This window comes from Pseudomonas sp. NFACC14, from assembly GCF_900106885.1.
GTDB lineage: Bacteria > Pseudomonadota > Gammaproteobacteria > Pseudomonadales > Pseudomonadaceae > Aquipseudomonas > Aquipseudomonas fluorescens_AA.
Genome location: NZ_FNOA01000006.1, coordinates 115,517 through 139,219 on the forward strand (window position 1 = coordinate 115,517; position 23,703 = coordinate 139,219).

At 63.7% G+C, this 23,703-nt stretch carries 22 protein-coding genes; 14 read left to right on the plus strand and 8 right to left on the minus strand.

Features of this window, described 5'->3' with window-relative positions; all coding sequences use genetic code 11:
- Nucleotides 1-102 precede the first annotated feature (102 nt).
- From BLU85_RS12025 to BLU85_RS12045, 5 genes are read right to left on the minus strand one after another with little or no spacing between them, the layout of a single operon-like run.
- Nucleotides 103-996, minus strand: coding sequence for an AraC family transcriptional regulator (locus tag BLU85_RS12025; RefSeq protein WP_092199558.1), 894 nt, complete (start codon nt 994-996; stop codon nt 103-105).
- Nucleotides 997-1,028: 32 nt separating this feature from the next.
- Nucleotides 1,029-1,496, minus strand: a complete 468-nt coding sequence (locus BLU85_RS12030; protein ID WP_092164443.1) for a response regulator — start codon at nt 1,494-1,496, stop codon at nt 1,029-1,031.
- On the minus strand, nt 1,493-3,805 hold the full coding sequence (locus BLU85_RS12035; RefSeq protein WP_092199998.1) for an ATP-binding protein: 2,313 nt from the start codon (nt 3,803-3,805) through the stop codon (nt 1,493-1,495). Before BLU85_RS12035 ends, BLU85_RS12030 begins: the two co-directional genes overlap by 4 nt.
- Nucleotides 3,802-4,470 (minus strand): response regulator, encoded by a 669-nt coding sequence (locus tag BLU85_RS12040; RefSeq protein ID WP_092199561.1) that lies wholly within the window; start codon nt 4,468-4,470, stop codon nt 3,802-3,804. Before BLU85_RS12040 ends, BLU85_RS12035 begins: the two co-directional genes overlap by 4 nt.
- Entirely contained in the window at nt 4,467-5,651 is a 1,185-nt protein-coding gene (locus tag BLU85_RS12045) for a sensor histidine kinase (RefSeq protein ID WP_092199564.1), read from the minus strand. The genes BLU85_RS12040 and BLU85_RS12045 overlap by 4 nt, the downstream gene beginning before the upstream one ends.
- A 172-nt stretch (nt 5,652-5,823) precedes the next feature.
- Between BLU85_RS12045 and BLU85_RS12050 the strand changes: the two genes are divergently transcribed.
- The 4 genes from BLU85_RS12050 to BLU85_RS12065 all read left to right on the plus strand — a co-directional run bounded on the left by BLU85_RS12050 (nt 5,824) and on the right by BLU85_RS12065 (nt 10,516).
- Nucleotides 5,824-6,345 (plus strand): SgcJ/EcaC family oxidoreductase, encoded by a 522-nt coding sequence (locus BLU85_RS12050; RefSeq protein ID WP_092199567.1) that lies wholly within the window; start codon nt 5,824-5,826, stop codon nt 6,343-6,345.
- Nucleotides 6,346-6,571: 226 nt separating this feature from the next.
- The gene (locus BLU85_RS12055) at nt 6,572-7,081 is read left to right on the plus strand and encodes a sigma-70 family RNA polymerase sigma factor (RefSeq protein ID WP_092199570.1); all 510 of its coding nucleotides are present in this window, start codon (nt 6,572-6,574) and stop codon (nt 7,079-7,081) included.
- Nucleotides 7,081-8,025 carry a FecR domain-containing protein gene (locus tag BLU85_RS12060; RefSeq protein ID WP_092199573.1) on the plus strand — a complete coding sequence of 315 codons (945 nt, stop codon included), beginning with the start codon at nt 7,081-7,083 and terminating at the stop codon, nt 8,023-8,025. The genes BLU85_RS12055 and BLU85_RS12060 overlap by 1 nt, the downstream gene beginning before the upstream one ends.
- 67 nt (nt 8,026-8,092) lie before the next feature.
- Entirely contained in the window at nt 8,093-10,516 is a 2,424-nt protein-coding gene (locus tag BLU85_RS12065) for a TonB-dependent receptor (RefSeq protein ID WP_092199576.1), read from the plus strand.
- A 36-nt stretch (nt 10,517-10,552) separates the two neighbouring features.
- Here BLU85_RS12065 and BLU85_RS12070 read toward each other — a convergent pair whose 3' ends face one another.
- From BLU85_RS12070 to BLU85_RS12080, 3 genes are all read right to left on the minus strand, one after another.
- Entirely contained in the window at nt 10,553-10,954 is a 402-nt protein-coding gene (locus BLU85_RS12070; protein WP_060742284.1) for a hypothetical protein, read from the minus strand.
- Nucleotides 10,955-11,248: 294 nt separating this feature from the next.
- Nucleotides 11,249-11,728, minus strand: coding sequence for a nuclear transport factor 2 family protein (locus BLU85_RS12075; protein ID WP_060742285.1), 480 nt, complete (start codon nt 11,726-11,728; stop codon nt 11,249-11,251).
- 43 nt (nt 11,729-11,771) lie between these two features.
- On the minus strand, nt 11,772-12,335 hold the full coding sequence (locus tag BLU85_RS12080; RefSeq protein ID WP_092164464.1) for a TetR/AcrR family transcriptional regulator: 564 nt from the start codon (nt 12,333-12,335) through the stop codon (nt 11,772-11,774).
- Between the two features lie 122 nt (nt 12,336-12,457).
- Between BLU85_RS12080 and pssA the strand changes: the two genes are divergently transcribed.
- The 10 genes from pssA (at nt 12,458) to BLU85_RS12130 (ending at nt 23,700) form a co-directional block, all read left to right on the plus strand.
- A complete protein-coding gene (gene pssA, locus BLU85_RS12085; RefSeq protein ID WP_092199579.1) occupies nt 12,458-13,801 on the plus strand; it encodes a CDP-diacylglycerol--serine O-phosphatidyltransferase in 1,344 nt (447 codons plus the stop codon).
- A gap of 11 nt (nt 13,802-13,812) precedes the next feature.
- The gene (locus BLU85_RS12090) at nt 13,813-14,829 is read left to right on the plus strand and encodes an AraC family transcriptional regulator (protein WP_092200001.1); all 1,017 of its coding nucleotides are present in this window, start codon (nt 13,813-13,815) and stop codon (nt 14,827-14,829) included.
- 261 nt (nt 14,830-15,090) lie between these two features.
- Complete coding sequence (locus BLU85_RS12095; RefSeq protein ID WP_092199582.1) at nt 15,091-16,062, plus strand: NAD-dependent epimerase; 972 nt, start codon at nt 15,091-15,093, stop codon at nt 16,060-16,062.
- A 27-nt stretch (nt 16,063-16,089) separates the two neighbouring features.
- Nucleotides 16,090-16,833: a glycosyltransferase family 2 protein gene (locus BLU85_RS12100; protein WP_092199585.1), complete on the plus strand. Its 744-nt coding sequence runs from the start codon at nt 16,090-16,092 to the stop codon at nt 16,831-16,833.
- 1 nt (nt 16,834) lies between these two features.
- Nucleotides 16,835-17,128, plus strand: a complete 294-nt coding sequence (locus tag BLU85_RS12105; protein WP_092199589.1) for a lipid-A-disaccharide synthase N-terminal domain-containing protein — start codon at nt 16,835-16,837, stop codon at nt 17,126-17,128.
- Between the two features lie 67 nt (nt 17,129-17,195).
- Nucleotides 17,196-18,653 (plus strand): ArnT family glycosyltransferase, encoded by a 1,458-nt coding sequence (locus BLU85_RS12110; protein WP_256572849.1) that lies wholly within the window; start codon nt 17,196-17,198, stop codon nt 18,651-18,653.
- A gap of 263 nt (nt 18,654-18,916) precedes the next feature.
- Nucleotides 18,917-20,581, plus strand: coding sequence for an AMP-binding protein (locus BLU85_RS12115; RefSeq protein WP_092199595.1), 1,665 nt, complete (start codon nt 18,917-18,919; stop codon nt 20,579-20,581).
- Nucleotides 20,582-20,597: 16 nt separating this feature from the next.
- Complete coding sequence (locus BLU85_RS12120) at nt 20,598-21,359, plus strand: SDR family NAD(P)-dependent oxidoreductase (protein WP_092199599.1); 762 nt, start codon at nt 20,598-20,600, stop codon at nt 21,357-21,359.
- A 13-nt stretch (nt 21,360-21,372) separates the two neighbouring features.
- Nucleotides 21,373-22,563: an acetyl-CoA C-acyltransferase gene (locus BLU85_RS12125; protein ID WP_170847574.1), complete on the plus strand. Its 1,191-nt coding sequence runs from the start codon at nt 21,373-21,375 to the stop codon at nt 22,561-22,563.
- Between the two features lie 9 nt (nt 22,564-22,572).
- Nucleotides 22,573-23,700, plus strand: coding sequence for an acyl-CoA dehydrogenase (locus BLU85_RS12130; protein WP_092199602.1), 1,128 nt, complete (start codon nt 22,573-22,575; stop codon nt 23,698-23,700).
- The last annotated feature ends 3 nt before the right edge of the window (nt 23,701-23,703 follow it).

Sequence of the window (23,703 nt, forward strand, 5' to 3'; positions counted from 1 at the left end):
AGACCAGTCAACATTGCTGGCAACGGGTCCACCGCTATCGCGAGCAGGCTCGCTCCCACAGGGGGTTGTGTGCGGCCACATTATTGTGGCGCCGTCAGGCCTTTACTTGCGGTAATGACTCGGCGCCACGCCCACTTCGCGACGGAATACCTGGGAGAAGTGACTGGGGCTGCCATAACCGACCTCCAGGCCGATATCGATGATGCTGCGCTCGGTTTCGATCAGCAGTTGCCGGGCCCGGGCCATTCTCAGCTGGATGAAGTACTGCGAGGGCGAACGCCCGGTGGCGCGCTTGAACAGGCGGCTGAAGTGATATTCGCTCAGCCCGATGGCCCGGGCCAGGTCACCAAGGTTGAAGGGTTCGGCCAGGTGTTGCTCCATTAACTGGATCACCCGTTTGAGCTTGAAGGCGGGCAGGGCGTTGCGGCCGGACATGTCCTCGGCCCCGGCATCCACATAATGCCGTGCCAGGTGCACCGCCAGGCATTGCGCCACGCCCTGGACCAGCAAGGCACTGGTTTCACCGCGTCGGGTCAGTTCCATCCGGATCTGCTCCAGCAAGGCCGAGAGTACTTCATCCCGCCCGCCTGAGACTTCCCGCAGTTGGATCGCGCCGCCGCCAGCTTCGGCGATGGCGCGCTCCAGCAACGCCAGGCCCAGATACACGTGCATGACCACGAACGGCTCAGGGCTGGTCACTTGCCAGCGCATTTCATAAGGCACAGGGGAGGTGGTCAGGAAAAAATCCCCGCGGCCCACGGTATTCGCGTCCCACGGCTCGTGGGCGGTGCGCTCCTCGACAATGGCTTGCCCGGACAACACCCAGACCAGTAACGGCTCGGCCACCGCTGGCACGACGATGTGGGCTTCGCAACGCTCGCGGACAAAGATCTCCACCAGGATCTCCTTGCTCGATACTCCGTCGGAGGTGGCCAGGCGTTCGCCGCGAATGTGCCCTTGCAGGCCGTTTGCCGATGTTCGTTCGGTGACTTCCATGCTTCGATGGCCTCGATGAAGCGACCGCCCGGCTAGACCGGGTCGGCGGCGGGGCGGTGCTGGCGCAACAGTTCGATCTGCTGGGACGGAATCAACTCGCGCAACGCTTTATAGAGCGCCCGGGTTTCCAGCAGGTTCCAGATGCGCAGCATGGTTTCCAGGGCATCCAGGGGTTTGCTGATGAAGTCCCGCGCGCCGAGGGCCAGGGCACGCAGGCGAGTGTCACGGGTCGCGTCGGCGGTCAGGACCAGGATCGGCAAGTAGTCGTTGGCGGGGATGCGCCGGTTCAGTTGTTCCAGCACGGCAAAACCGTCGAATGCTGGCATGTGCAGGTCGAGGATGACCAGGTCCGGCTCGAAGCTGTTGAACAGGTCGAGCGTACGCAAAGGCTCGGTGCTGCTCAGCACATTGTGCAGCCCTTCGCGGGCCAGCAGTTGCTCCATCAGGTCCAGGTTGGGGCGCTGATCGTCGACGATCAGAATGCGCAAGTCGCGATTCATGCGGGCTCCGGTAGATAGTGCTCGAGGTGGCCGAGAAAGGCCTGGATATGGATAGGTTTGGTCAGGATCGCCGTGGCCCCGGCGTCGCGCAGGGCGCGATGGGTCAGCGCGCTGGCATCGGCGGTGATCATCAGTACCGGGGTGGCCGCGGTGGCCGGGGATTGGCGCAGGCGCCGCAAGACCTCCAGGCCTTCCAGATCCGGCAGGGTGACGTCCAGCAGGATCAGCTGCGGCGAGTGCTGGCGGGCCAGGTCCAGGCCCATCTGGCCTTGCATGCTCGATAGCAGCTGGATGCCGGGACGGCGCTGCATCAGGGTCTCGATCAGCGCAAGGCTCGACAGGTTGTCTTCAATGCAGAGGATTTTGCCGTGGTAATCCATGGGGGGGCGCGTCACGGCCAGGGCGGCGATGGGTGGCAAGTGCGTGCCGATCACCTGAGTGGCGGGCAGTTGCAGGGTAAAACAGCAGCCGTGCCCGGGTTCACTGTGGACCTGCAGGTTGCCCCGCATCATCTCCAGCAGGTTCTTGCTCAAGGACAAGCCAAGGCCGGTGCCTTCGACCTGCGGATCGGCGCCCAGGCGTTCGAAGGGCTTGAACAGCTGGCCCAACTGCTCAGGGGCGATGCCATGGCCGGTATCGTGGACGGCGATGCTCACCTGGCGGGCCTGGACGCTCACTTCGATGCGCACCTCGCCGCCGGGCCGGTTGTACTTGATGGCGTTGGACAAGAGGTTGAGCAATACCTGCACCAGGCGTTGGCGGTCGGCGAGCACACCGCTGTCGTCTGGCAATGCAGGCAGGTCGATCAAGTGGATACCGGCGTCGGCGGCCATGGGTGAAACCAGCGTCAAGGCTTCGTGCAGCACCGTCGCCAGGGCGATCGGCTCGATGTTCAGGGGCAGGCGCCCGGCCTCGATCCGAGCGATGTCCAACACCTCGTTGATCAACGCCAGCAAGTGCTGGCCGGCCCGCAGGATGTGGCTGACCTGGGGGCGCTGGCCGGCGGTGGAGTCCATGTCCAGCAGTTGAGCGAAACCCAGGATGGCGTTCAGTGGCGTGCGCAGTTCGTGGCTCATGCGCGAAAGGAATTCGCTCTTGGCCCGGCTGGCGCTTTCCGCTTCTTCGCGGGCCGTGCGAAGGGCGATCTCGGCGGCGCGCCGGTCGGTGATGTCGCGGGTGATCTTGGAGAAGCCGCGCAAGGCGCCCGTGCCATCGTACTGGGCGGTGATGACCACGCTGGCCCAGAAACGGCTGCCGTCCTTGCGGCAACGCCAGCCTTCCTCCATGTAATGGCCGTCGCGGGTGGCTTCGCGCAGGGCCATGTCCGGGTGCGCCGGGCATTCCTCGGGCAAGTAGAACAGGGAGAAGTGCTGGCCAAGGATTTCCTGCTCGGTGTAGCCCTTGATCCGCTGCGCGCCGGCGTTCCAGGTGGTGACGTAGCCCTTGGCATCCAGCGCGAAGATCCCGTAGTCCTTCACCCCGTCGATGATCAGCCGCAAGCGCTCCTCGTTATCGCGCAGGGCCCGCTCGCGTTCTGCGAGTAACTGCCCGGCCTCCACCAGCCGCGTGCCGAGCTGGCCGATTTCGTCCTGCTCTGGCGGTTGCGGCAACAACGGTTGCCCCAGGGCCAGGCGCTGGGCGTTGCCTTGCACCTGCTGTACCCGGGCGACGATGCCCTTGGATAGAAACAGCACCGCGACAATGGCCCCCAGCAAGCCGCACACCGCCGCCAGCAACGTGGCGAACAACAGGCGCATGCGCGTGGCCGAGGCGGCGGCGCTGCGCTCGGCGAGCAGGCCATCCTCGCGTATGCGCATGGCGCTGATCTGCTCGCGCAGCACATCCAGCACCTGCTTGTTTTCGATCAGGATCGCGGTGATGGCCTCGGGGTCGTCACGCTTGCCGTTGCGCAAGGCGAGCAAACCGTCGAGTTTGTCGGCGATCAGCGGGGTGATGGTCTTGAGGTGCTCGCGCATCCTGGCATCGCGAATGTTGTGGTCCAGGCGCTGCAACGCCGCATGGATAAGCGGCGTGGCTTGTTCGTAGCTGGGCAGGAAATCTTCGCGCCGGGTCAGCAGGTAACCGCGCACGCTGGCCGCCGCCTCGGCCAGCAAGGTATGGACCGTCTGGATATCACCCTGGACGAGCAGTACCCGGCGCACATCCTCCTCGGCCCGTGCGGTCTGCCGTTCGGTGATGTAGATCAGCACCAGCGACAGCAGCAGGACCACCAGGGGCAGGGAAATCACCACCAGGGCCTTGCCTCGCAACGGCAGGTCGGCCCAGCGGCGGGCGGCGAGAAACCTCATGGCCATTGCCCGGCGGGTTGCGCCACCAGCCCCAGGGCCACGCCGCGCACGGCGGCCTGGGTCCGGTCGGCGGCGCCCAGTTTGCCGATGACGCGCTCGACGTGGGCCTTGGCCGTGCCGGGTGCGATGCCCAGCTTTTCACCGATTTCTCGATTGCTGAAGCCGCCGGCCACCAGCCCCAATACCTGGCGCTCACGGGCGGTCAAAGCCTGGACCTGGGGGGCGCCACTGGCACCGCGCTCGGCCATGCGGCGCAGCAGGCGCGCGCTGACTGAACTGTTCAGCGCCTCGTCGCCCTGGGCGACCCGTTTGAGGGCGTCGAGCACCTCATCGCGGCTGGCATCCTTGAGCAGGTAGCCGACCGCGCCCGCACCGATGGCGGCTTCGAGGTGGTCGGGGCTGTCATCCATGGTGAAGATCACCACTTTGATCCCGGGCTGGCGCTGCTGCAGGATCCGCGCCGCGCCCAGGCCGTTGAGGACGGGCATGCGGATGTCGAGAATCGCGATGTCCGGTTGTAGCCGCTCGCACAGGTCGAGGGCCTCCTGACCGTCGCGGGCCTGGCCGACGACCTCGAACCCTGGGCTGTCGGCGAGCATGCTGATAAACCCGGTGCGAGTGACTTCGTGGTCATCGGCCAGCAGCAGGCGCGAAGGACGGTTCATGGCTGTACTCCAGCGGTGGGTAGCGGCACGCTGGCCAGCAGGCGAGTGCCGCCACCGGGTTGGCTGCAACAGGCCAGGTGGCCGCCCAGCAGGTTGGCGCGTTCCTGCATGGCGGCCAGCCCCAGGTGGCAGCTGCCGTTGGTCTCGATGGGTTGCTCCAGGGCAAAGCCACGGCCATCGTCTTCTACCCGCAGGCTGGCGTGGCCATCTTCCACCGCCAGCCCCAGGCCCACATGACGGGCCTGGGCATGCTTGAGAATGTTGTTGATGCCCTCCTGGGCAATGCGAAACAGGGCGATCTCGGTATTGCCCGGCAGGCGCGCGCTGCTGTGTTCGGCCCAGCTCACGGTCAGGCCCGCGTCACGCAGGCGATCAGCCTCCTTGTCGACGGCTTTGTACAGGCCGAAATCATCCAGTACGTGGGGGCGCAGGCCACCGATCAGTTGCCGGCCCTCGCCGACGCAGCCTTGGGCCAGGTCGAGGATGGCCTGCAACTCGCTCGCCAGCGCCGGCGCCAGCGACGGGCAACGACCGGCGAAGCCCTGCAAGCGCTGGTGCAAACCGGCCAGGTTCTGCGCCAGACCGTCGTGCAGGTCGTAGGCCACGCGCTTGCGTTCGTCTTCCTGGGCGCTGAACAAGCGGTGGACCAGCTCGGACATGGTCCGCTCGCGGGCCTGTAGCGCTTCGACCAGGCGGCTGTTCTCCAGGTGCGCCGCCAACAGTGTCGCCAGCAATTGCAGCGACTCGATGTCTTCGTTGTCCGGCGCGCCGAGGGCGACGCTGTTGCCCAGCAGCAACGCCCCGAACGTCACGCCATCGGAGGTGCGCAGTGGAATGCGCAGGACCTGGGGCAGGGCGCTGCCGGGGGACTCCAGCCAATTCGGACCGGGCGTTTGCGGCTGGGCCTGGCTGGCGAGGAAGTCGACCCGTTCCGCGCTCCCGTGGCTGGCGAGGGTACGCAGCGTGTGGTCCGGCGCCCACTCCAGCAGCAGGCCGTGGTCCATCGCCATGAAGGCGCACGCCCGTTGCAGCGCACGCTGACGCATGGCCGGCAGGGGCAACTGCGTCAGCTCGTGGCCGGTGCCCAGCAGCAGCCCCAGGCGCGCGGCACGGCTTTGCGACTGGCGATACTGACTGCGGATGGCCAGGGCACTGCCGGGATCATGGGGCGGGCTTTGCATGGGGAGCTCCAGCGTGGAAAAAGATCGGACGGTTCGCGGTGACGCCATTAGACCGTGTCACCGGCATCGGGCCTATCTGCCAAATGGCATAGGCGATTGGCACCGGTTGGCCGATGGCGAGAGCCGGGAAGGTCGGCAAAGTGAGCTCATTGAAACCCAAAGGAGCTTTCCGATGAAAATGAAAACCTGTGCCATCGCTGCTTTTTTCCTGCTGGGCGCGCCGCTTGTCCAGGCTGTCGAGGTCACACCCTACGTGTATCGCACGGTGGCCGAGCAGCCCAAGAACGTGAATGACCGGGAAATCGCTGCCCTGTTTGATCGCTGGAACGCCGCGCTGCAAACCGGTAGCGCCACCGCCGTGACCGGCCTCTATGCCCCGGATGCGATTTTGCAACCGACCGTCTCCAACAAGGTGCGCAACACGTCGGCGCAGATCCAGGACTACTTCGAGCATTTCCTGGCCGCCAAGCCGGTCGGACAGATCAACTACCGGGAAATCCGTCACCTGGGGCCCGACGCGGCGATGGACAGTGGTGTCTATACCTTCACACTCACCCAGGCCGATGGTTCCAAGCGTGAGGTCCAGGCGCGCTACACCTTCCTCTATGAACGCCTTGATGGCCAGTGGAAGATCATCAACCACCACTCTTCGGCCATGCCGGAAGTGCCAAAGACCTTGCACGCCAGTCATTGATCGCACTGCGTGCAAAGACCTGACTGTGGGAGCGAGCTTGCTCGCGATGGCGACCACCCAGCGCCATGGAAGCAAGCTGACCCACCGCTATCGCGAGCAAGCTCGCTCCCACAGGGGAGGGGGCTTGCATCCCGTTTCTAGACTCACTTTGCATAAACAACTTGGATTCCTGCGCGAACATTAATTAGAATCAGTCTCATTTAAGACTTTGCGCAGGCTTCTGGACATGTGTGATGCAGTTACGCCGACGGAGCAATCCCTCCATGCGTTGTACCGTGACCACGGGAGTTGGCTGGAAGGCTGGTTGCGACGGCGCATGGGCAATGCCTGGGATGCGGCGGACCTGCGCCAGGATACCTTCGTGCGGGTGCTGGCCAGCTCCCAGGCCTTGACGGACCTGCAAGAACCCCGAGCCTATCTGCTGACCGTCGGCAAACGCCTGCTGAGCAATTTCTATACCCGCCGCAATCTGGAACAGGCCTATCTCGACGCGTTGGCGAACCTGCCTGAAGCCTGCGCACCGTCTCCGGAACAGCGTTGGCTGCTGCTGGAAACCCTGCAAGCCCTGGACGAATTGCTGGATGGCCTGCCGCCCTTGGTGCGGAGGGCTTTTTTATGGAGCCAGCTCGAAGGCCTGGGCTATCGCGAGATCGCCGAGCGCTTGCAAGTGTCCGAGCGCACTGTGAAGCGCTACATGGCCCAGGCCTATGAGCATTGCCTGTTGGTGGACTTCTGATGCCATCGGCACCATCACCCGAGGCTCGTGAGGCGGCACGGGCGGCTGCCCATTGGTTGACCCTGATGGAGTTCGACGGCGATGCATTCGACTCGGCGGCCTTGCAACGCTGGCGCGACAGTAGCGCTCACCACGAGGCGGCCTGGCAGAAGGCCCAGCGATTGCGCCAGCGTTTTTCCGGGGTCCCCGCGTCCCTGGGCATGGCAACCCTGGACCGTCCGGCGCTGGCCCGGCGTGCGGTGCTCAAGCGTGCATTGGGCGTCGCCGCGTTGGTCCCGACCGCCTGGCTGCTGGGGCGGGAGCTGCCGCTGGAGGTCTGGCGCGCTGATTTGCACACCGCCACGGGCGAGCAACGGCGCTGGTCGCTGATCGATGGCAGTGCGCTGCAACTGAACACCGACAGTGCCGTCGACCTGGACCTCAAGGCCCGGCGCCTGGTGCTGCTGCGCGGTGAGATGGCCCTCAAACTCGCCGGGAGCACGCCGCTGTCCGTCCAGTCACCCTATGGGCTCGTCACGATCCATCGTGGCGAAGTCTGCCTGCATTTGGGCGAGGGCGACTGCCGGGTGTCGGTGGTCAGCGGTTCGGCGTACCTGCAACCCCTGCGGGGAGCATCGCTGAGTCTGGAAGAGGGCCAGCAGGTCAACGTCCGGGCCTCGGGTGCGGGGCCGGTGCAGGCGTTCGACGTGGCACAGCTGGGTTGGCGTGACGGGGTACTGGTGGCGCAGGACCAGCCGCTGGGGCATTTCCTGCGGGAACTGAGTCGTTATCGCCCCGGCGTGCTGCGCTGGGACGAAACCCTGGAACCGCTGCGAATCACCGGCAGCTTCCGCCTGGACAACACCGATCGGATCCTCGCGTTGCTGGCGGCCAGCCTGCCGCTGGATGTGCACATGCGCACCCGTTACTGGGTCACGTTGACGCTTCGCAAGAATCTGGCCTGAGGCCTGTCCCCTTTTTTTGTTTCGCTTGTCATTCAAGGCAACTGAACAAAAACGAGAGCGCTTTCCAATGTCCGCAGTTGTACCTTTGCGTTTGCGCCCGGCCTTTGCCGGCCGGCGTCCGCTGTTGAACCTGAGCCTCATGCTGAGCCTGGGTGCCAGCCCGTTTTTCATGTCGTCAAGCCTGGCCGAAGAAGCCGCCCGGCGCAGTTATCAGGTACCGGCCGGCAGCCTCGGCGCGGCGTTGACCCGGTTTGCCGGGTTGGCGGGGGTCAACCTGTCGGTGGATCCGGCTTTGGTGAGTGGACGCGACAGCGCCGGGCTTTCGGGGGAATTCGGGGTGGAAGAAGGGTTTGCCCGGCTGTTGCGGGGCTCGGGCCTGCAGTTGCAACCGGTGGGGGAGCAGGCCTACATCCTGATGCCGGCGCCAGAAGGCGGCAGCTTGCAACTGGCGCCCACCTCGATTCTCGGCGCCACGGCGTCGACGGACAGCCCGGTGTATGCCGGCGGCCAGGTGGCACGGCGTGGTTCGCAAGGCCTGCTGGGTTCGCGGGACTTCATGGAGACGCCGTTCAGCATGACCACCTACACCAGCGAGACGGTCAAGAACCAGCAGGCGCGCACCCTGGGCGACCTGATCGCCAGCGATCCCTCGGTCCGCACCACCAACCCGGCGGGCGGACGCTATGAGCAGTTCACCATTCGCGGTTTCAGCCTGTTCAACAGTGATGTCGCCTACAACGGTCTCTACGGCATCCTGCCGACGTACACAATCGACATGGAGATGGCAGAACGCGTCGACATCCTCAAGGGGCCGAGCCAGCTCATCAACGGTATCTCGCCGCGGGGCAGCGTGGGGGGAGGGATCAACGTGGTGCCCAAACGCGCCACCGACACGCCCATCACCTCGTTTACCGGCAGCTATGCCTCCAATAACCAGCTTGGCGGGGCGGTGGATGTCGGTCGGCGCTTTGGTGAAGACGACAAGTTCGGTATTCGTTTCAATGGTGTGAAGCAGGCGGGCGACACCGAGTGGGATCACCAGAGCGTGGACCGCGAGATGGCGGTGCTGGGCCTGGATTTTCGCGGTGAACGCCTGCGACTATCGACGGACATCGGCCACACCGAACGCAACACCGACGCGCCCCAGGAACGCGTGCAGGTCGGTGCCAATGCCCAGGTCCCCCACGCCAGCGATGTGCGCGACAACTACGCCCAGTCGTGGAGCAAGGCGCGCACCCAGGACACCTTCGGCACGGTGAACGCTGAGTTCGATGTCAGCGATTCGGTGATGCTGTATGGCGGTGTCGGCGCGCGCAAGAGCGACCACGACTTCCTTCGGCACAACGTTTCGGTCACCAACGACGCGGGCGACTTCACTGTCCAGCCCCGTGACTTTACCCGGGAGGAAAATGTCCGGACGGCCACGGCCGGAGTGCGCAACTGGTTCCATACCGGTCCGGTGAGCCATGAGGTCAATCTGGCGGCCAGTTATTTCTACATGGACTTCGAAAATGGCGGCGCCCGTTACGCCAACGGTCGCAGCAACCTGTATGACCCGGTACAGACCCCGACGCCGAGCAACCCGATCCGACAGGACGACAAGGTCTATACCGAGAACCGCTTCAGCGGCGTGGCCTTGTCCGACACCCTGGGGCTGTTCGAGGATCGCTTGCTGCTGACCCTCGGCGCTCGCTGGCAACGGGTGAAGGTCGATGACTGGACGAATAACGTCAAGGGCGACACCGCCTACGACGAGGAAAAGGTTTCGCCGTCGGGCGGGATCCTGTTCAAGGCGACTGACAAGCTGTCGCTGTATGCCAACTACATGGAAGGCCTGAGCCAGGGCAAGATCGCGCCATCGACATCGATTAACGAGGATGAGATTTTCCCGCCGTTCATCAGCCGCCAGGTCGAAGTGGGCGCCAAGTATGACGCTGGCCCGTTCGCCGTCACCGCCGCCGTGTTCCGAATCAAGCAGCCTGCCTATGCGACCGACGCCACGACACGTGTCTTCGGCCCGAATGGCAAGCGCGAAAACACCGGCGTGGAGTTGAGTGTGTTCGGCGAACCGCTGAAGGGAACCCGTTTGCTCGGCGGCGTGATGTTCATCGACAGTGAACTGACTGACACCACCGACAGCACCTTCGATGGCAACCGCGCACCGGCCACGCCGAAGTACAACGTCAACCTCGGCGCCGAATGGGACGTGCCAACGGTACAGGGCCTGACCCTGACCAGTCGCGGCATCTATTCCAGCTCACAGTACCTGGACCAGTCCAACACCAAGGAAATCGATGCCTGGACGCGTTTCGACGTAGGCGCTCGCTACGCGTTCAAAGTCGATGAAAAACACATCACCCTGCGGGCCAACATCGAAAACGTGGCCGACAAGCGCTACTGGAGTTCGGCCGGCGCATCGGATGACAGTGAACCGGGCTTGACGCTGTCGACCCCGCGCACCTACTTGCTGTCCGCGACGGTCGATTTCTAGGCCGATGTGCCGCTCCAGGGAGGGAGCGGCCCAGGTTCAGGTATCGCGAAACAGGTCGTGGGCATCCAGCAGTCGCCAGGCGATCTCGGGGCGTTTTTCCAGCCCGCGGCGGATGGCGGCGGGGATCGACTGGCGAATCTTGCGGCACAGGCCGGGCTGTTCCTGGAATTCGATGGCGATGCCGCGCATGGTCCGCACTTCGTTGTAGCCGGGCTCGACGCGCAGGCGGATCCCCAGGTTTTCATACAGGCGCTGCTGCAGGCGCTGGAGTTCGTCGAGGCTCTGGATGTTCTCCAGGCGCTCGAGCAGGCGTTTTTCTTCCTGGCGATTGAGGCACAGGATGCGCAGGTCGCTGCCAGGCGCTTGCAACAAGGCATCACGCCCGCAATCGCAGACGCCGGGCGGGCAGGGGGGACGGATCGGGATCGACGCGGTCATGGGCTCCACAAAGTCTGCTGCACAACGAAACAGCGAGCTTATCGCCAGCCTGGGCAATGTGATACCTGGCGGCATGTGGGTCAAGCCTGTTGGATGGGCCGCTGGTCTGGCGCGGCTGTTGTACTGTGGGAGCAAGCTTGCTCGCGATAGCGGAGGGTCAGTTTGCACACCTGTTGGATTTGCCGCCGTCATCGCGAGCAAGCTCGCTCCCACATTTGGATTTTCAGCGCACACAAATGCTGTGCCCGACCTCGATCTCCTGTGGGAGCGAGCTTGCTCGCGATAACGAGAGGGTTACAACCCCAACTCGGACAACCCCGGATGATCATCCGGCCGGCGGCCCAGGGGCCAGTGGAACTTGCGCTCGCTTTCCTTGATCGGCATGTCGTTGATGCAAGCGTAGCGGTTGTACATCAGGCCTTGCTCGTCGAACTCCCAGTTTTCGTTGCCGTAGGAGCGGAACCAGTTGCCCGAGTCGTCGTGCCATTCGTAGGCATAGCGCACGGCGATGCGGTTATCGGTGAAGGCCCAGAGTTCCTTGATCAGCCGGTAATCCAATTCCTTGGCCCACTTGCGGGTCAGGAACGCCTTGGCTTCTTCGCGGTTGTGCGCGAATTCGGCGCGGTTACGCCATTGGGTGTCCAGCGTGTAGGCCAGGGATACTTTTTGCGGGTCGCGAGAGTTCCAGCCGTCTTCGGCCAGGCGAACTTTCTCGATCGCCGATTCACGGGTGAACGGCGGCAACGGCGGACGAACTTCAGAAGAGGCAGACATGGCGAATCTCCATTAAGTTGATGAATGACGCAGGGTTCAACGGTCAGGTGTGTAGCAATATCTTCAGCATGTCCTGGGCGTGGTCAGCCGCGCTGTGGTCGCCCATGACCAGCGCCACGGTAATGGCGCCGTCGATCAGAATCAGGAGCTGGCGGGCCAGGGCGTCCGGATTTTCGACGCCTTGTTCGACGCACAGCCGGGTGACGTAGTCGAGCAGCTTCTGTTTGTGCATCTTCGCCACCTGGCGGACCGGATCCTGTGGATCGCCGGTTTCGCCGCTGGTGTTGATGAAGGCACAACCGCGAAAGCCTTCGCTGTCGAACCAGCCCTTGAGCACGGTGAACAGGTTGAGCAGCCGCGCCGTCGGTGTGGGCGCCTTGTCCACTTCGCTGCTGAACCAGTGCATCCAGCGCTCGTCCCGCCGCTCGAGGGCGGCCACGATCAGGTCGTCCTTGTTGGCGAAGTAGCGATAGACACTTTTCCTGGAGACGCCGGCGGTTTTCACCAGAAGGTCCATGCCGGTGGCGGCGATGCCACTTCTATAGATCAACTTTTCGGCGACATCGAGGATGATGTCTCGTGTTTCATTACCAGTGATTTCGTTCATGGGATAAAAGTAGAACGATCGTTCTCCTTGGTCAAGTTGTTTTTTTCTTGACGACAGGAAGACCCGAACCCATCCATGGTGTAAGCTCATCCGTTCTTTGGAATCGACCTTTTGCGAGCCCTATGCCGTCGCTCTTCAAACGCTCCCTGCTGCCCAAGCTGCGCAGCTTTGCACTGACCGCCGACGCGGTGACCGTCCTCGATGGCGCTGCCCAATTCCGCCGTTGCCTGCTGGAGAAAATCGCCCAGGCCACCCAGCGCATCTACATCGTCGCCCTCTACCTGCAACAGGACGAGGCCGGCCAGGAAATTCTCGATGCCCTGCACGCCGCCAAAGCGGCGCGTCCGGAACTGGACGTGGTCGTGGTCGTGGACTGGTTGCGGGCCCAGCGCGGGCTGATTGGCGCCAAGAAGCAGCCGGGCAACTCGGCGTGGTACCAGGAACAGACCCGCACCCATGCCAGCGAAGTGCCGATCTACGGCGTGCCGGTGCAGACCCGCGAACTGTTCGGCGTGTTGCATTTGAAAGGTTTCGTGATCGATGACTGTGTGCTCTACAGCGGCGCCAGCCTGAATAACGTCTACCTGCACAAGTTCGACAAATACCGCTACGACCGCTATCACCTGCTGCAGAACACGGCACTGGCCGATTCGATGCATCACCTGGTGCAGCATGGCCTGATCACCTCCAGGGCGGTGCATCGCCTGGACCTGCCCAACCTGCCCAGCACCCGCAGTTTGCGCAAGGACATCGGCGACCTGCGCAGCCGTCTCAAATACGCGACCTACGACACCAGCGTCGGCAGCCTCGACAAGAGCGGCCTGTCGGTGAGCCCGTTGCTGGGCGTGGGCAAGAACAACCCCCTGAGCCGGGTGATCGGTGAACTGATCGCCAGCAGCCGCCAGCAACTGACCATCTGTACCCCGTATTTCAACCTGCCCCTGGCCGTGACCCGGGAGCTCAACCGCGCCCTGGCCCGCGGGGTCAGGATCGACATCATCGTCGGCGACAAGACCGCCAACGACTTCTACATTCCGCCCAGCGAACCGTTCAAGATCATCGCGGCGCTGCCATACCTCTACGAAATCAGCCTGCGACGCTTTGCCAAACGGCATCAGCACGCGATCGACAGCGGCCAATTGAACCTGCACCTGTGGCGTGACGGGGACAACACCTATCACCTCAAGGGCATGTGGGTCGACGAGCGCTACACCTTGCTGACCGGCAACAACCTCAACCCGCGGGCCTTTCGCCTGGACCTGGAAAACGCGCTGTTGCTGGACGACCCCAAGGGCGAGCTGCTGGCACCGCGCCAGGCCGAGCTTGAGCGGATCTACCGCCACACCCATCGGATCGAGCGTTACCTGGACCTGGAAACCCTGCCGGATTACCCCGAGGCCGTGGCCAGGTTCCTGAAACGGGTCAGCCGGGTGCGGATAGAACGGCTGCTTTACCGGATCCTGTGAACACCCGCGCCATGTCGGAAAAAGACACCATCTCCATCCAGCTGGTACGTGAGGCGTTGCTGCAAAGCTGCGCACCCGGGGCAGCCACCGAGGAGGCCTTGAGCCAGGTCGGCATAGACCCGGCGCTGCTCGACGATCCCCAGGCGCGGGTCCCGGCCCATGCCTATGCGCGGCTCTGGCGTTTGCTGGCCCAGCGCCTGGATGACGAGTTTTTCGGCATGGACCCGCGCAAGCTCAAGTCCGGCAGCCTGGCGTTTCTCTGCCAGTGCGCCATGGCCCAGCCTACGCTGGCGAGCGGCTTGACGGCGGGGCTGGGGTTTCTGTCGCTGATGCTCGAACGCCTGCCGGCCCAGTGGGTGCGCCAGCAAAGCCTGGCGGAGATCGTGCTGCTGGAAGACGATCAGGCGCCGCGCCGAGCCTTTACTTACTTCACTTACTGGATGATCGTCCATGGCGTCGCCTGCTGGCTGGCCGGACGGCGCATTCCCATCCTGTCTATCGAACTGCGCTGCCCAGCACCGGATTTCTGCGACGACTACCGGGTGATGTTCTCCCAAAACCTGCGCTTTGACCGACCGCGCACCCGGATGATTTTCGCCGCCGAATGTCTCGACCTGCCCATCCGGCGCAACGCTGACGAGCTCAAGCGCTTCCTGGCCCGGGCCCCGGGCAACATCCTGGTCAAATACCGCGACCCGCAAAGCCTGGCCAGCCGCATCCGGCACGACCTGCGGCAACTGCCCGCCGACCGGTGGCCGGAAACCGAGGCCTTGGCCCAGCAGCTATGCGTGTCCGCCTCGACCCTGCGCCGACGCCTGGCGGAGGAGGGCCAGACTTACCAAGGCCTCAAGGACAGCGTGCGCAAGGATCTGGCGATCACCTGGCTGGCCGAGCCGTCCATCAGTTTCGTCGAAATCGCCTCGCGCCTGGGTTTTGCCGATGCCAGCTCCTTCTACAAGGCGTTTCGCAAATGGTCCGGGTCCAACCCGGGGCATTATCGCAGCCTGATTCTCAACGACCCTGATTGATCCATCGGGTGGTTTCCAATCTCGTGCCTACCCAAGCCCCCCGGTGGGAGCGAGCTTGCTCGCGATAGCGGTGGTTCAGTCGCCTCGTCATTGACTGCCACACCCTTATCGCGAGCAAGCTCGCTCCCACAGGGACCTTCGCTTGGCAAGCTGGCACGCTCATAAAACTGTCATTTTTCTTTGATACAAGCCTGTGCAGGCGCCGGAAAAGCCGGGCCATCCATCAGGGTAGTGTATGCACGTGACCGTTTTGGGCAGCGTATGAGCGTATTGGTCACCGGCGCCGCAGGATTCATCGGTTTTCATACCGCCAGGCGGTTGTGCAGTGAAGGCCATCAGGTCATCGGCATCGACAACCTCAACAGCTACTACAGCGTCGAGCTGAAACAGGCACGACTGGCGTTGTTGGCCGAATACCCCAACTTCCACTTCCTGCGGCTGGACGTGGCTGACAAGCAGGCGCTGCTGGATGTATTTGCGAAAACCGCATTCGAGTACGTCGTCCACTTGGCGGCCCAGGCTGGTGTGCGCTATTCCATCGATAATCCCGACCTGTACGCGCAAAGCAACCTGGTGGGGTTCCTCAACGTGTTGGAAGCGTGCCGTGCCCACCGGCCGGCGCACCTGGTGTTCGCCTCAAGCAGCTCGGTGTATGGCTTGAACGACCGGTTGCCGTATGCCACGACCGATCCGGTGGATCAGCCCGTGTCTTTCTATGCGGCGACCAAGCGCGCCAATGAGCTGATGGCCCACGCGTACTCGCATCTCTACGGCATTCCCACCACCGGCCTGCGGTTTTTCACCGTGTATGGACCGTGGGGGCGGCCCGACATGGCACCGTTCAAATTCACCGACGCCATCCTCGACGGTCGCGCCATTGACCTCTACAACGACGGCGCGATGTCGCGGGACTTCACCTACATCGACGACATCGTCGAAGGCCTGGTGCGGTTGTTGCCGCGGCCGCCGGCCAACGAAGCAGGCGTGCGCCACAAGCTCTACAACATCGGCTTCGGCGCTCCGGTGAAGCTCTTGCAGTTCGTCGAGTGCCTGGAAGAGGCCCTGGGCATTCCCGCGATCAAGCATTTCTTGCCATTGCAAGCGGGTGACGTGGTCGACACGTGGGCGGACACGCGCGAGCTGGAGGAACACATAGGGTTTCGCCCGCAGGTCGCGGTGCCCGTCGGCGTGCAGTCGTTTGTCGATTGGTACCGCGCGTATTACCGCGTTTAACCCCCTCAGCTTTTTTACTGGAGTGTCATGCACGAAACCCTTTATGTGTCGGTCCTGATTCCGGCAAAGAACGAAGCCGGCAACCTCATTCCACTGCTGGAAGAAGTGCGGGCGGCGCTGGTGGACGAGGCCTTCGAAGTCATCGTGGTCGACGATGGCAGCACCGATGCCACCGCCGCTGAACTGCGGGCGTTGCAAGGCAGTGGCTATCGCCAGTTGCGGGTGCTCAGCCATGCCCGTTCCCTCGGGCAGAGCACGTCGATCTACCACGCCGCTGAAGTGGCCCGCGGGCATTGGCTGGCAACCCTCGACGGCGACGGGCAGAACGACCCGGCCGACCTGCCAAAGATGCTCGACCTGGTGCGCGGTTCGGAGGGTACGCCCGCCGGTGTGAAGCTGGTGGCGGGGCATCGCGTCAACCGCCGGGACACGGCGAGCAAGCGTTGGGCCTCGCGGTTCGCCAACAAACTGCGGGCCAGTCTGCTCAAGGACCAGACGCCCGATACCGGTTGCGGCATCAAGTTGATCGAGCGCGAGGCGTTTCTGCGCCTGCCGTATTTCGATCACATGCATCGCTTCATTCCGGCGCTGGTCCGTCGGCACAACGGCCGGATGCTGGTTCACCCGGTGAATCACCGTGAGCGCGGGGCTGGGGTGTCGAACTACGGCAACCTCGACCGAGCGCTGGTGGGCATTGTCGATCTGTTCGGGGTGTGGTGGTTGATAAGACGCACCCGCCTGGATATCAACGCACAAGAAACCGAGGTGTGACATGGGCAGAGAATCGATATGGCTGGCCGTTGGCTTCGGCGGCCAGTTGGCCTTCACCGGGCGTTTTGCCCTGCAATGGCTGTACAGCGAGTACAAGAAGCGCAGCGTGATTCCCGTGGGTTTCTGGTACTTGAGTATCGTCGGCAGCGCGCTGTTGCTGGCCTACGCCATCTACCGCGAAGACCCGGTGTTCATTGTCGGCCAGTCCTTCGGCTTCATCGTTTACTTGCGCAATTTGCAGTTGATCGCCAAGCACCACGAGCAGGAAAACCGCGAACTGGCCGAGAAGGGCTGAGACGGTGCGGATACGATTGTCTTCCTCGCGAGTGGAGCTTCTGGCGCTTGTGGCATTGGCCTTGATCATGGTGGGCGCCGGTCTGGGTTGGCGCCAACCGATGAACGTCGATGAAGAGCGCTTCCTCGGCGTTGCCCTGGAGATGTTGCAGAACGGCTCATGGTTCATTCCCCATCGCGCCGGGGAAATCTACGCCGACAAGCCGCCGTTGTTCATGTGGGCGGTGGCGTCGTTCGTGCAATTGACCCACCTGCCGAAAGTCGCCCTGTACCTGCCCGCGCTGTTGGCCGGCGCCGTTACCACGGCATGCCTGTATGACCTGGGCCGACGCTTGTGGGGACGAAGCGTGGGGGGGATCGCCGCGCTCTTGTTTCTCGCCACCTACCAGACCTACAGCATCCTGCGCACCGGGCAAATCGATGGTTTTCTTGCACTCTGGACCATCCTGGGGATCTATGGCTTGTGCCGGCATCTGATGCTCGGCCCGGCGTGGCGCTGGTATTACCTGGCCTGTGCGGCGATGGGGCTGGGGGTCATCAGCAAAGGCGTGGGGTTTCTGCCGGTGTTGATGCTGATTCCCTACGCTTATGGGGTGCGTCGAGGGTGGAAAGGCCTGGTGTCCATGCCGGGCAAGGCGGGGGCTTGGTGGCTGGGGCTGGTTGTGGCGCTGGCCGCCATCGCGCTGTGGCTTGGGCCTTTGCTGCTGATCGTATGGCAGGGCAGCCCCGACAGCCTGGCGTACGCCCAGGAAATCCTGCTGAAGCAGACGGCGGGGCGTTATGCCAATGCCTGGGAGCACCGCGAACCCTTCTGGTACTTCTTCGTCCAGGTGATTCCGAAATACTGGCTGCCGATCTTTTTCATGCTGCCATGGCTGGTCCCGGCCTGGCGCAGGCAGTTGCTCAAGCAGGATGGTCGCGTGCTGGTACTGCTGGGGTGGGTGGTACTGGTGCTGTTGTTTTTCAGCCTGAGCAGTGGCAAGCGCAAGCTGTATATCTTTCCCGCGTTGCCGGCCTTGATCCTGCTGGTGGCGCCGCTTGTGCCGTGGCTGCTGCACCGCTGGTTCAGTCGGCTTCCGAGGGGCATGGCGGTATTCACTGCCTTGACGGTGGTGTGGTTATGCGCCTGGTTTGTGCGCGGCTTCATCGAGCCCCACAGGGAAGGCATCAACCCCCACCAGACCTTGATGCGTGATGTCGCGGGGCTGACTGCAAATGCCGAGTTGGTGCTCGTCGGGTGGCGCGAGGGTCATTGGCTGTTCGCCCAGCAGCCCATCGTGCATTTTGGCTTCCATGATCGCCAGTCCCTGGAACGATCCGCCACCTGGCTACGCAGCCACCCGCAGGCCTTTGCCTTGGTGCCCGCGCGGGACCTGGCGCGTTGCTACGACCCGCAAAAGGCGCGCCGGGTCGGCGATACCTCGCGGGCCGAGTGGTTCCTGGTGGGGCCTGATGCGGACAATCAGCGCTGCCAGTCCCCGGTGCCGGAGAAGGTTTATTCATTTGCCTGGAAGCAGCCCTTGTAGCGCCCGGACCGCCGCTATCGCGAGCAAGCTCGCTCCCACATAGGGGCTTGGGCGGTCACAGAATCGAGGCCCACCTCACATTCCCTGTGGGAGCGAGCTTGCTCGCGATAACGGTCTGACCGACAACACATCCCTCGAACCATGGCCAAACCAGTCAAGCAACTTGATGGCTTTGACCATTGCCGCCACCGCCCTTCGGCGCGAGTATTTGCCTGCTCTTCACGGTTCCCCCAGCCAATAAAAAGTACAGAGGGATTCTGGTCATGCGCGATTATTCGTCCGCCACGTCACAGTTCGATTACCTGCAAACCGTCAACGCCGCGCTGCACGGCTCGCTCGAGGCGCTCAATGCCTGTGTCGAGTGTTGCGACCGGCATGCGTTGCCGGGTCGCATCGCCTTGTTCTGGGAGGGGCGTGACGGCAGCGCAGCCACCTGGACTTACCGCGACCTGCAGGACAATGCCGCGCGGTTCGCCAATTTCCTGCGTGCCCAAGGCGTCGGCAAGGGCGACAGAGTGGCCGGCCTGCTGCCGCGCACCGCGGAACTCTTGATCGTCGTACTCGCCACCTGGCGTATCGGTGCGGTGTATCAACCGCTGTTCACTGCGTTCGGGCCCAAGGCCATCGAGCACCGCCTCGGCAGCTCAGGCGCTCGGATCGTCGTGACCGACGCCGTCAACCGTCCCAAGCTCAATGAAGTCGCCGGTTGCCCCACCATCGTCACGGTCGGAGGCGAAAAGGGCCAGGGCATCGTGCGGGGCGACTACAGTTTCTGGGCCGAAGTGGCGAACCAGTCCAGCCAGTGCGAACCGCTGATGCTTACTGGCGAAGATCCGTTTTTACTGATGTTCACCTCCGGCACCACGGGACCCGCCAAGGCGCTGTCGGTGCCGCTCAAGGCCATCGTGGCGTTCCAGAGCTACACCCGTGACGCGGTGGACCTGCGCCCTGAAGACGCCTTCTGGAACGTCGCCGACCCCGGTTGGGCCTACGGCATTTATTTTGGCGTGACCGGGCCGCTGGCCATGGGGCATCCGATCACCTTCTACGATGGCCCGTTCACCCTGGAAAGCACCTGCCGGGTCATCAACAAGTACGGCATCACCAACCTGACCGGCTCGCCCACGGCCTATCGCCTGTTGATCGCCGGGGGCGAGCAGTTTGCCCGCTCGATCAAGGGCAAGCTGCGCATCGTCAGCAGTGCCGGTGAACCATTGAACCCAGAGGTGATCCGCTGGTTCGCCGACAACTTGAACGTGGTGATCCACGACCATTACGGCCAGACCGAACTGGGCATGGTGCTGTGCAACCACCACGGGCTGGAACACCCGGTGCACCTGGGGGCCGCCGGTTTCGCCTCGCCGGGCCACCGGATCGTGGTGTTGGATGAAGAGCAACGCGAGCTGGGCGTGGGCCAGCCGGGCATTCTCGCGGTGGACCGCAGCCAGTCGCCCATGTGCTGGTTCGCCGGTTACGAAGGCGCGCCGACCAAGTCCTTCGTCGGCGACTACTACTTGAGCGGCGACACCGTGGAGCTGAATCCGGATGGCAGCATCAGCTTCGTCGGCCGCAGCGACGACGTGATCACCACCTCCGGCTACCGGGTCGGCCCGTTCGACGTGGAAAGCGCGCTGATCGAACACCCGGCCGTGGTGGAGGCGGCGGTGATCGGCAAGCCCGATCCGGAGCGCACCGAGTTGGTGAAGGCCTTCGTGGTGCTCAGCACCCAATATCGCGCCTCACCGGAGCTGGCCGAGGAATTGCGCCTGCATGTGCGCAAGCGTCTGGCGGCTCATGCCTATCCCCGTGAAATCGAATTTGTCAGCGACTTGCCGAAAACCCCAAGCGGCAAGTTGCAGCGCTTTATCTTGCGCAACCAGGAAATCGCCAAGGCCCAAGAGGCCGCGGCGCAGAACGTTTCAGCTTGAACCCAAGGAAACCATGATGCAGATCGACAACAAGATTTTCCTCGTCAGCGGCGGCGCTTCCGGCCTCGGCGCGGCCACCGCTGAAATGCTGCTCAAGGCCGGCGCCAAGGTGATGCTGGTGGACCTCAACGCCGACGCCGTGGCAACCCAGGCGCAAAAGCTGGGTTGCCAGAGCGTGGTGGCCGATATCAGCAACGAAGCGGCGGCTGACGCGGCGGTCAAGGCCACGGTCACGGCTTTCGGCGGTCTGAATGGCCTGGTGAATTGCGCCGGTATCGTGCGCGGCGAAAAAATCCTCGGCAAGAACGGCCCCCACGCACTGGACAGTTTCAGCCAGGTGATCAACGTCAACCTGATCGGCAGCTTCAATTTGCTGCGCCTGGCGGCCGCGGCCATCGCCGAAACCGAGGCCAACGCCGACGGCGAGCGCGGGGTGATCATCAACACCGCTTCGGTAGCGGCCTTCGACGGCCAGATCGGCCAGGCCGCCTACGCGGCCTCCAAAGGCGCCATCGCCAGCCTGACGCTGCCGGCTGCCCGTGAGCTGGCGCGCTTCGGTATCCGGGTGATGACCATTGCCCCGGGGATTTTCGAAACCCCGATGATGGCCGGCATGACGCCCGAGGTGCGTGATTCCCTGGCCGCCGGCGTGCCGTTTCCGCCGCGTCTTGGGAAACCTTCCGAGTACGCGGCGCTGGTCAGGCATATCATTGAGAACAGCATGCTCAACGGCGAGGTGATCCGTCTCGACGGTGCCTTGCGTATGGCAGCCAAATAAGTATGGAGGATTCATGATGTCCAACGATCCTATTGTCATTGTCAGTGCCGTCCGCACCCCCATGGGCGGTTTCCAGGGCGAACTGAAAAGCCTCACCGCGCCGCAACTCGGTGCCGCCGCTATCAAGGCCGCCGTGGAGCGGGCCGGTATCGCGCCGGGTGCGGTTGAAGAGGTGTTGTTCGGTTGCGTGCTCGCCGCTGGCCAGGGCCAGGCACCGGCACGTCAGGCCGCTCTGGGCGCGGGGCTCGACAAGTCGACCCGCTGCACCACGCTCAACAAGATGTGCGGTTCGGGCATGGAAGCGGCGATCCTGGCCCATGACATGCTCATCGCCGGCAGCGCCGAGGTGGTGGTGGCCGGCGGCATGGAGAGCATGTCCAACGCCCCGTACCTGCTGGATCGCGCCCGCGGCGGTTATCGCATGGGCCATGGCCGGGTACTTGACCACATGTTCCTCGATGGCCTGGAAGACGCCTACGACAAAGGTCGGCTGATGGGCACCTTCGCCGAAGATTGCGCCGAGGCCAATGGCCTGGGTCGCGAGGCCCAGGATGCCTTCGCCATTGCGTCCACCACCCGCGCCCAGCAGGCGATCAAGGACGGCAGTTTCGACGCCGAGATCGTGCCGTTGCAGGTCATGGCAGGCAAGGAACAAGTGACCATTCGCCACGACGAACAACCACCCAAAGCGCGGATCGACAAGATCGCCTCGCTCAAACCGGCGTTCCGCGAGGGCGGCACGGTGACAGCGGCCAACTCCAGCTCCATTTCCGATGGCGCCGCTGCCCTGGTGCTGATGCGCCAGAGCCAAGCGGTCCAGCGTGGCCTCAAGCCGCTGGCGGTGATCCACGGTCATGCAGCGTTCGCCGACACCCCGAGCCTGTTTCCCACCGCGCCGATCGGTGCCGTGAAGAAACTGATGCAAAAGACCGGTTGGTCGCTGGACCAAGTCGACCTGTTCGAAGTCAACGAAGCCTTTGCCGTGGTAGGGCTGGTGACCATGGACAAGCTGGAAATCGCCCATGACAAGGTCAACGTTCACGGCGGCGCCTGTGCGCTGGGCCATCCGATTGGCGCGTCTGGCGCGCGGATCCTGGTGACCCTGCTGTCGGCCCTGCGCCAGAAAGGCTTGAAGCGCGGCGTCGCGGCCATTTGCATCGGCGGCGGCGAAGCTACGGCCATGGCCGTTGAATGCCTGTATTAAGGAACCACCATGCTCCCGACTGAAGAACAGACCCAGATCCGCGACATGGCCCGGCAGTTCGCCCAGGACCGCCTGAAACCGTTCGCCGCCGAATGGGACCGCGAGCACCGTTTCCCCCGGGAAGCCATCGCTGAAATGGCCGAGCTGGGCTTTTTCGGCATGCTGGTGCCGGAACAGTGGGGCGGCTGCGACACCGGTTACCTGGCCTATGCGATGACCCTGGAGGAAATCGCCGCGGGCGACGGCGCCTGCTCGACCATCATGAGCGTGCACAACTCGGTGGGCTGCGTGCCGATCCTCAAGTTCGGCAACGATGAGCAGAAGGCAAGCTTCCTGACGCCCCTGGCCAGCGGTGCAATGCTCGGCGCGTTTGCCCTGACCGAGCCCCAGGCCGGTTCGGACGCCAGCAGCCTGAAGACGCGGGCGCGCTTGGAGGGCGATCATTACGTGCTCAACGGTTGCAAGCAGTTCATCACCTCCGGGCAGAACGCCGGGGTGGTCATTGTGTTTGCGGTGACCGATCCGAGCGCCGGCAAGCGAGGCATCAGTGCGTTCATCGTGCCGACCGATTCGCCGGGCTACAGTGTGGCGAGGGTCGAAGACAAGCTCGGCCAGCATGCGTCCGACACCTGCCAGATCCTCTTTGAAGAGGTGAAGGTGCCGGTGGGCAATCGCCTGGGCGAGGAGGGTGAGGGCTACAAGATCGCCCTGGCGAACCTGGAAGGCGGACGGGTGGGTATCGCGGCGCAAGCGGTGGGCATGGCCCGGGCCGCGTTCGAAGCGGCCCGGGACTATGCCCGGGAGCGTTCCAGTTTCGGCAAGCCGATCATCGAGCACCAGGCCGTGGCGTTCCGCCTGGCCGACATGGCGACCCAGATCGCCGTGGCCCGGCAGATGGTGCACTACGCCGCCGCACTGCGGGACAGCGGCCAGCCGGCTTTGGTGGAAGCGTCCATGGCCAAGTTGTTCGCTTCGGAAATGGCTGAAAAAGTCTGCTCCATGGCGTTGCAAACCCTGGGCGGTTACGGTTATCTCAACGACTTCCCGTTGGAGCGCATCTACCGCGACGTGCGGGTCTGCCAGATCTACGAAGGCACCAGCGACATTCAGCGCATGGTCATTTCGCGCAATCTTTGAACA

Bases quoted from the DNA above. Each gene is read 5' to 3' on its own strand.
- BLU85_RS12025 (WP_092199558.1), bottom strand. From the start codon at position 996: ATGGAAGTCACCGAACGAACATCGGCAAACGGCCTGCAAGGGCACATT.
- BLU85_RS12030 (WP_092164443.1), bottom strand. From the start codon at position 1,496: ATGAATCGCGACTTGCGCATTCTGATCGTCGACGATCAGCGCCCCAAC.
- BLU85_RS12035 (WP_092199998.1), bottom strand. From the start codon at position 3,805: ATGAGGTTTCTCGCCGCCCGCCGCTGGGCCGACCTGCCGTTGCGAGGC.
- BLU85_RS12040 (WP_092199561.1), bottom strand. From the start codon at position 4,470: ATGAACCGTCCTTCGCGCCTGCTGCTGGCCGATGACCACGAAGTCACT.
- BLU85_RS12045 (WP_092199564.1), bottom strand. From the start codon at position 5,651: ATGCAAAGCCCGCCCCATGATCCCGGCAGTGCCCTGGCCATCCGCAGT.
- BLU85_RS12050 (WP_092199567.1), top strand. From the start codon at position 5,824: ATGAAAATGAAAACCTGTGCCATCGCTGCTTTTTTCCTGCTGGGCGCG.
- BLU85_RS12055 (WP_092199570.1), top strand. From the start codon at position 6,572: ATGTGTGATGCAGTTACGCCGACGGAGCAATCCCTCCATGCGTTGTAC.
- BLU85_RS12060 (WP_092199573.1), top strand. From the start codon at position 7,081: ATGCCATCGGCACCATCACCCGAGGCTCGTGAGGCGGCACGGGCGGCT.
- BLU85_RS12065 (WP_092199576.1), top strand. From the start codon at position 8,093: ATGTCCGCAGTTGTACCTTTGCGTTTGCGCCCGGCCTTTGCCGGCCGG.
- BLU85_RS12070 (WP_060742284.1), bottom strand. From the start codon at position 10,954: ATGACCGCGTCGATCCCGATCCGTCCCCCCTGCCCGCCCGGCGTCTGC.
- BLU85_RS12075 (WP_060742285.1), bottom strand. From the start codon at position 11,728: ATGTCTGCCTCTTCTGAAGTTCGTCCGCCGTTGCCGCCGTTCACCCGT.
- BLU85_RS12080 (WP_092164464.1), bottom strand. From the start codon at position 12,335: ATGAACGAAATCACTGGTAATGAAACACGAGACATCATCCTCGATGTC.
- pssA (WP_092199579.1), top strand. From the start codon at position 12,458: ATGCCGTCGCTCTTCAAACGCTCCCTGCTGCCCAAGCTGCGCAGCTTT.
- BLU85_RS12090 (WP_092200001.1), top strand. From the start codon at position 13,813: ATGTCGGAAAAAGACACCATCTCCATCCAGCTGGTACGTGAGGCGTTG.
- BLU85_RS12095 (WP_092199582.1), top strand. From the start codon at position 15,091: ATGAGCGTATTGGTCACCGGCGCCGCAGGATTCATCGGTTTTCATACC.
- BLU85_RS12100 (WP_092199585.1), top strand. From the start codon at position 16,090: ATGCACGAAACCCTTTATGTGTCGGTCCTGATTCCGGCAAAGAACGAA.
- BLU85_RS12105 (WP_092199589.1), top strand. From the start codon at position 16,835: ATGGGCAGAGAATCGATATGGCTGGCCGTTGGCTTCGGCGGCCAGTTG.
- BLU85_RS12110 (WP_256572849.1), top strand. From the start codon at position 17,196: ATGGTGGGCGCCGGTCTGGGTTGGCGCCAACCGATGAACGTCGATGAA.
- BLU85_RS12115 (WP_092199595.1), top strand. From the start codon at position 18,917: ATGCGCGATTATTCGTCCGCCACGTCACAGTTCGATTACCTGCAAACC.
- BLU85_RS12120 (WP_092199599.1), top strand. From the start codon at position 20,598: ATGCAGATCGACAACAAGATTTTCCTCGTCAGCGGCGGCGCTTCCGGC.
- BLU85_RS12125 (WP_170847574.1), top strand. From the start codon at position 21,373: ATGATGTCCAACGATCCTATTGTCATTGTCAGTGCCGTCCGCACCCCC.
- BLU85_RS12130 (WP_092199602.1), top strand. From the start codon at position 22,573: ATGCTCCCGACTGAAGAACAGACCCAGATCCGCGACATGGCCCGGCAG.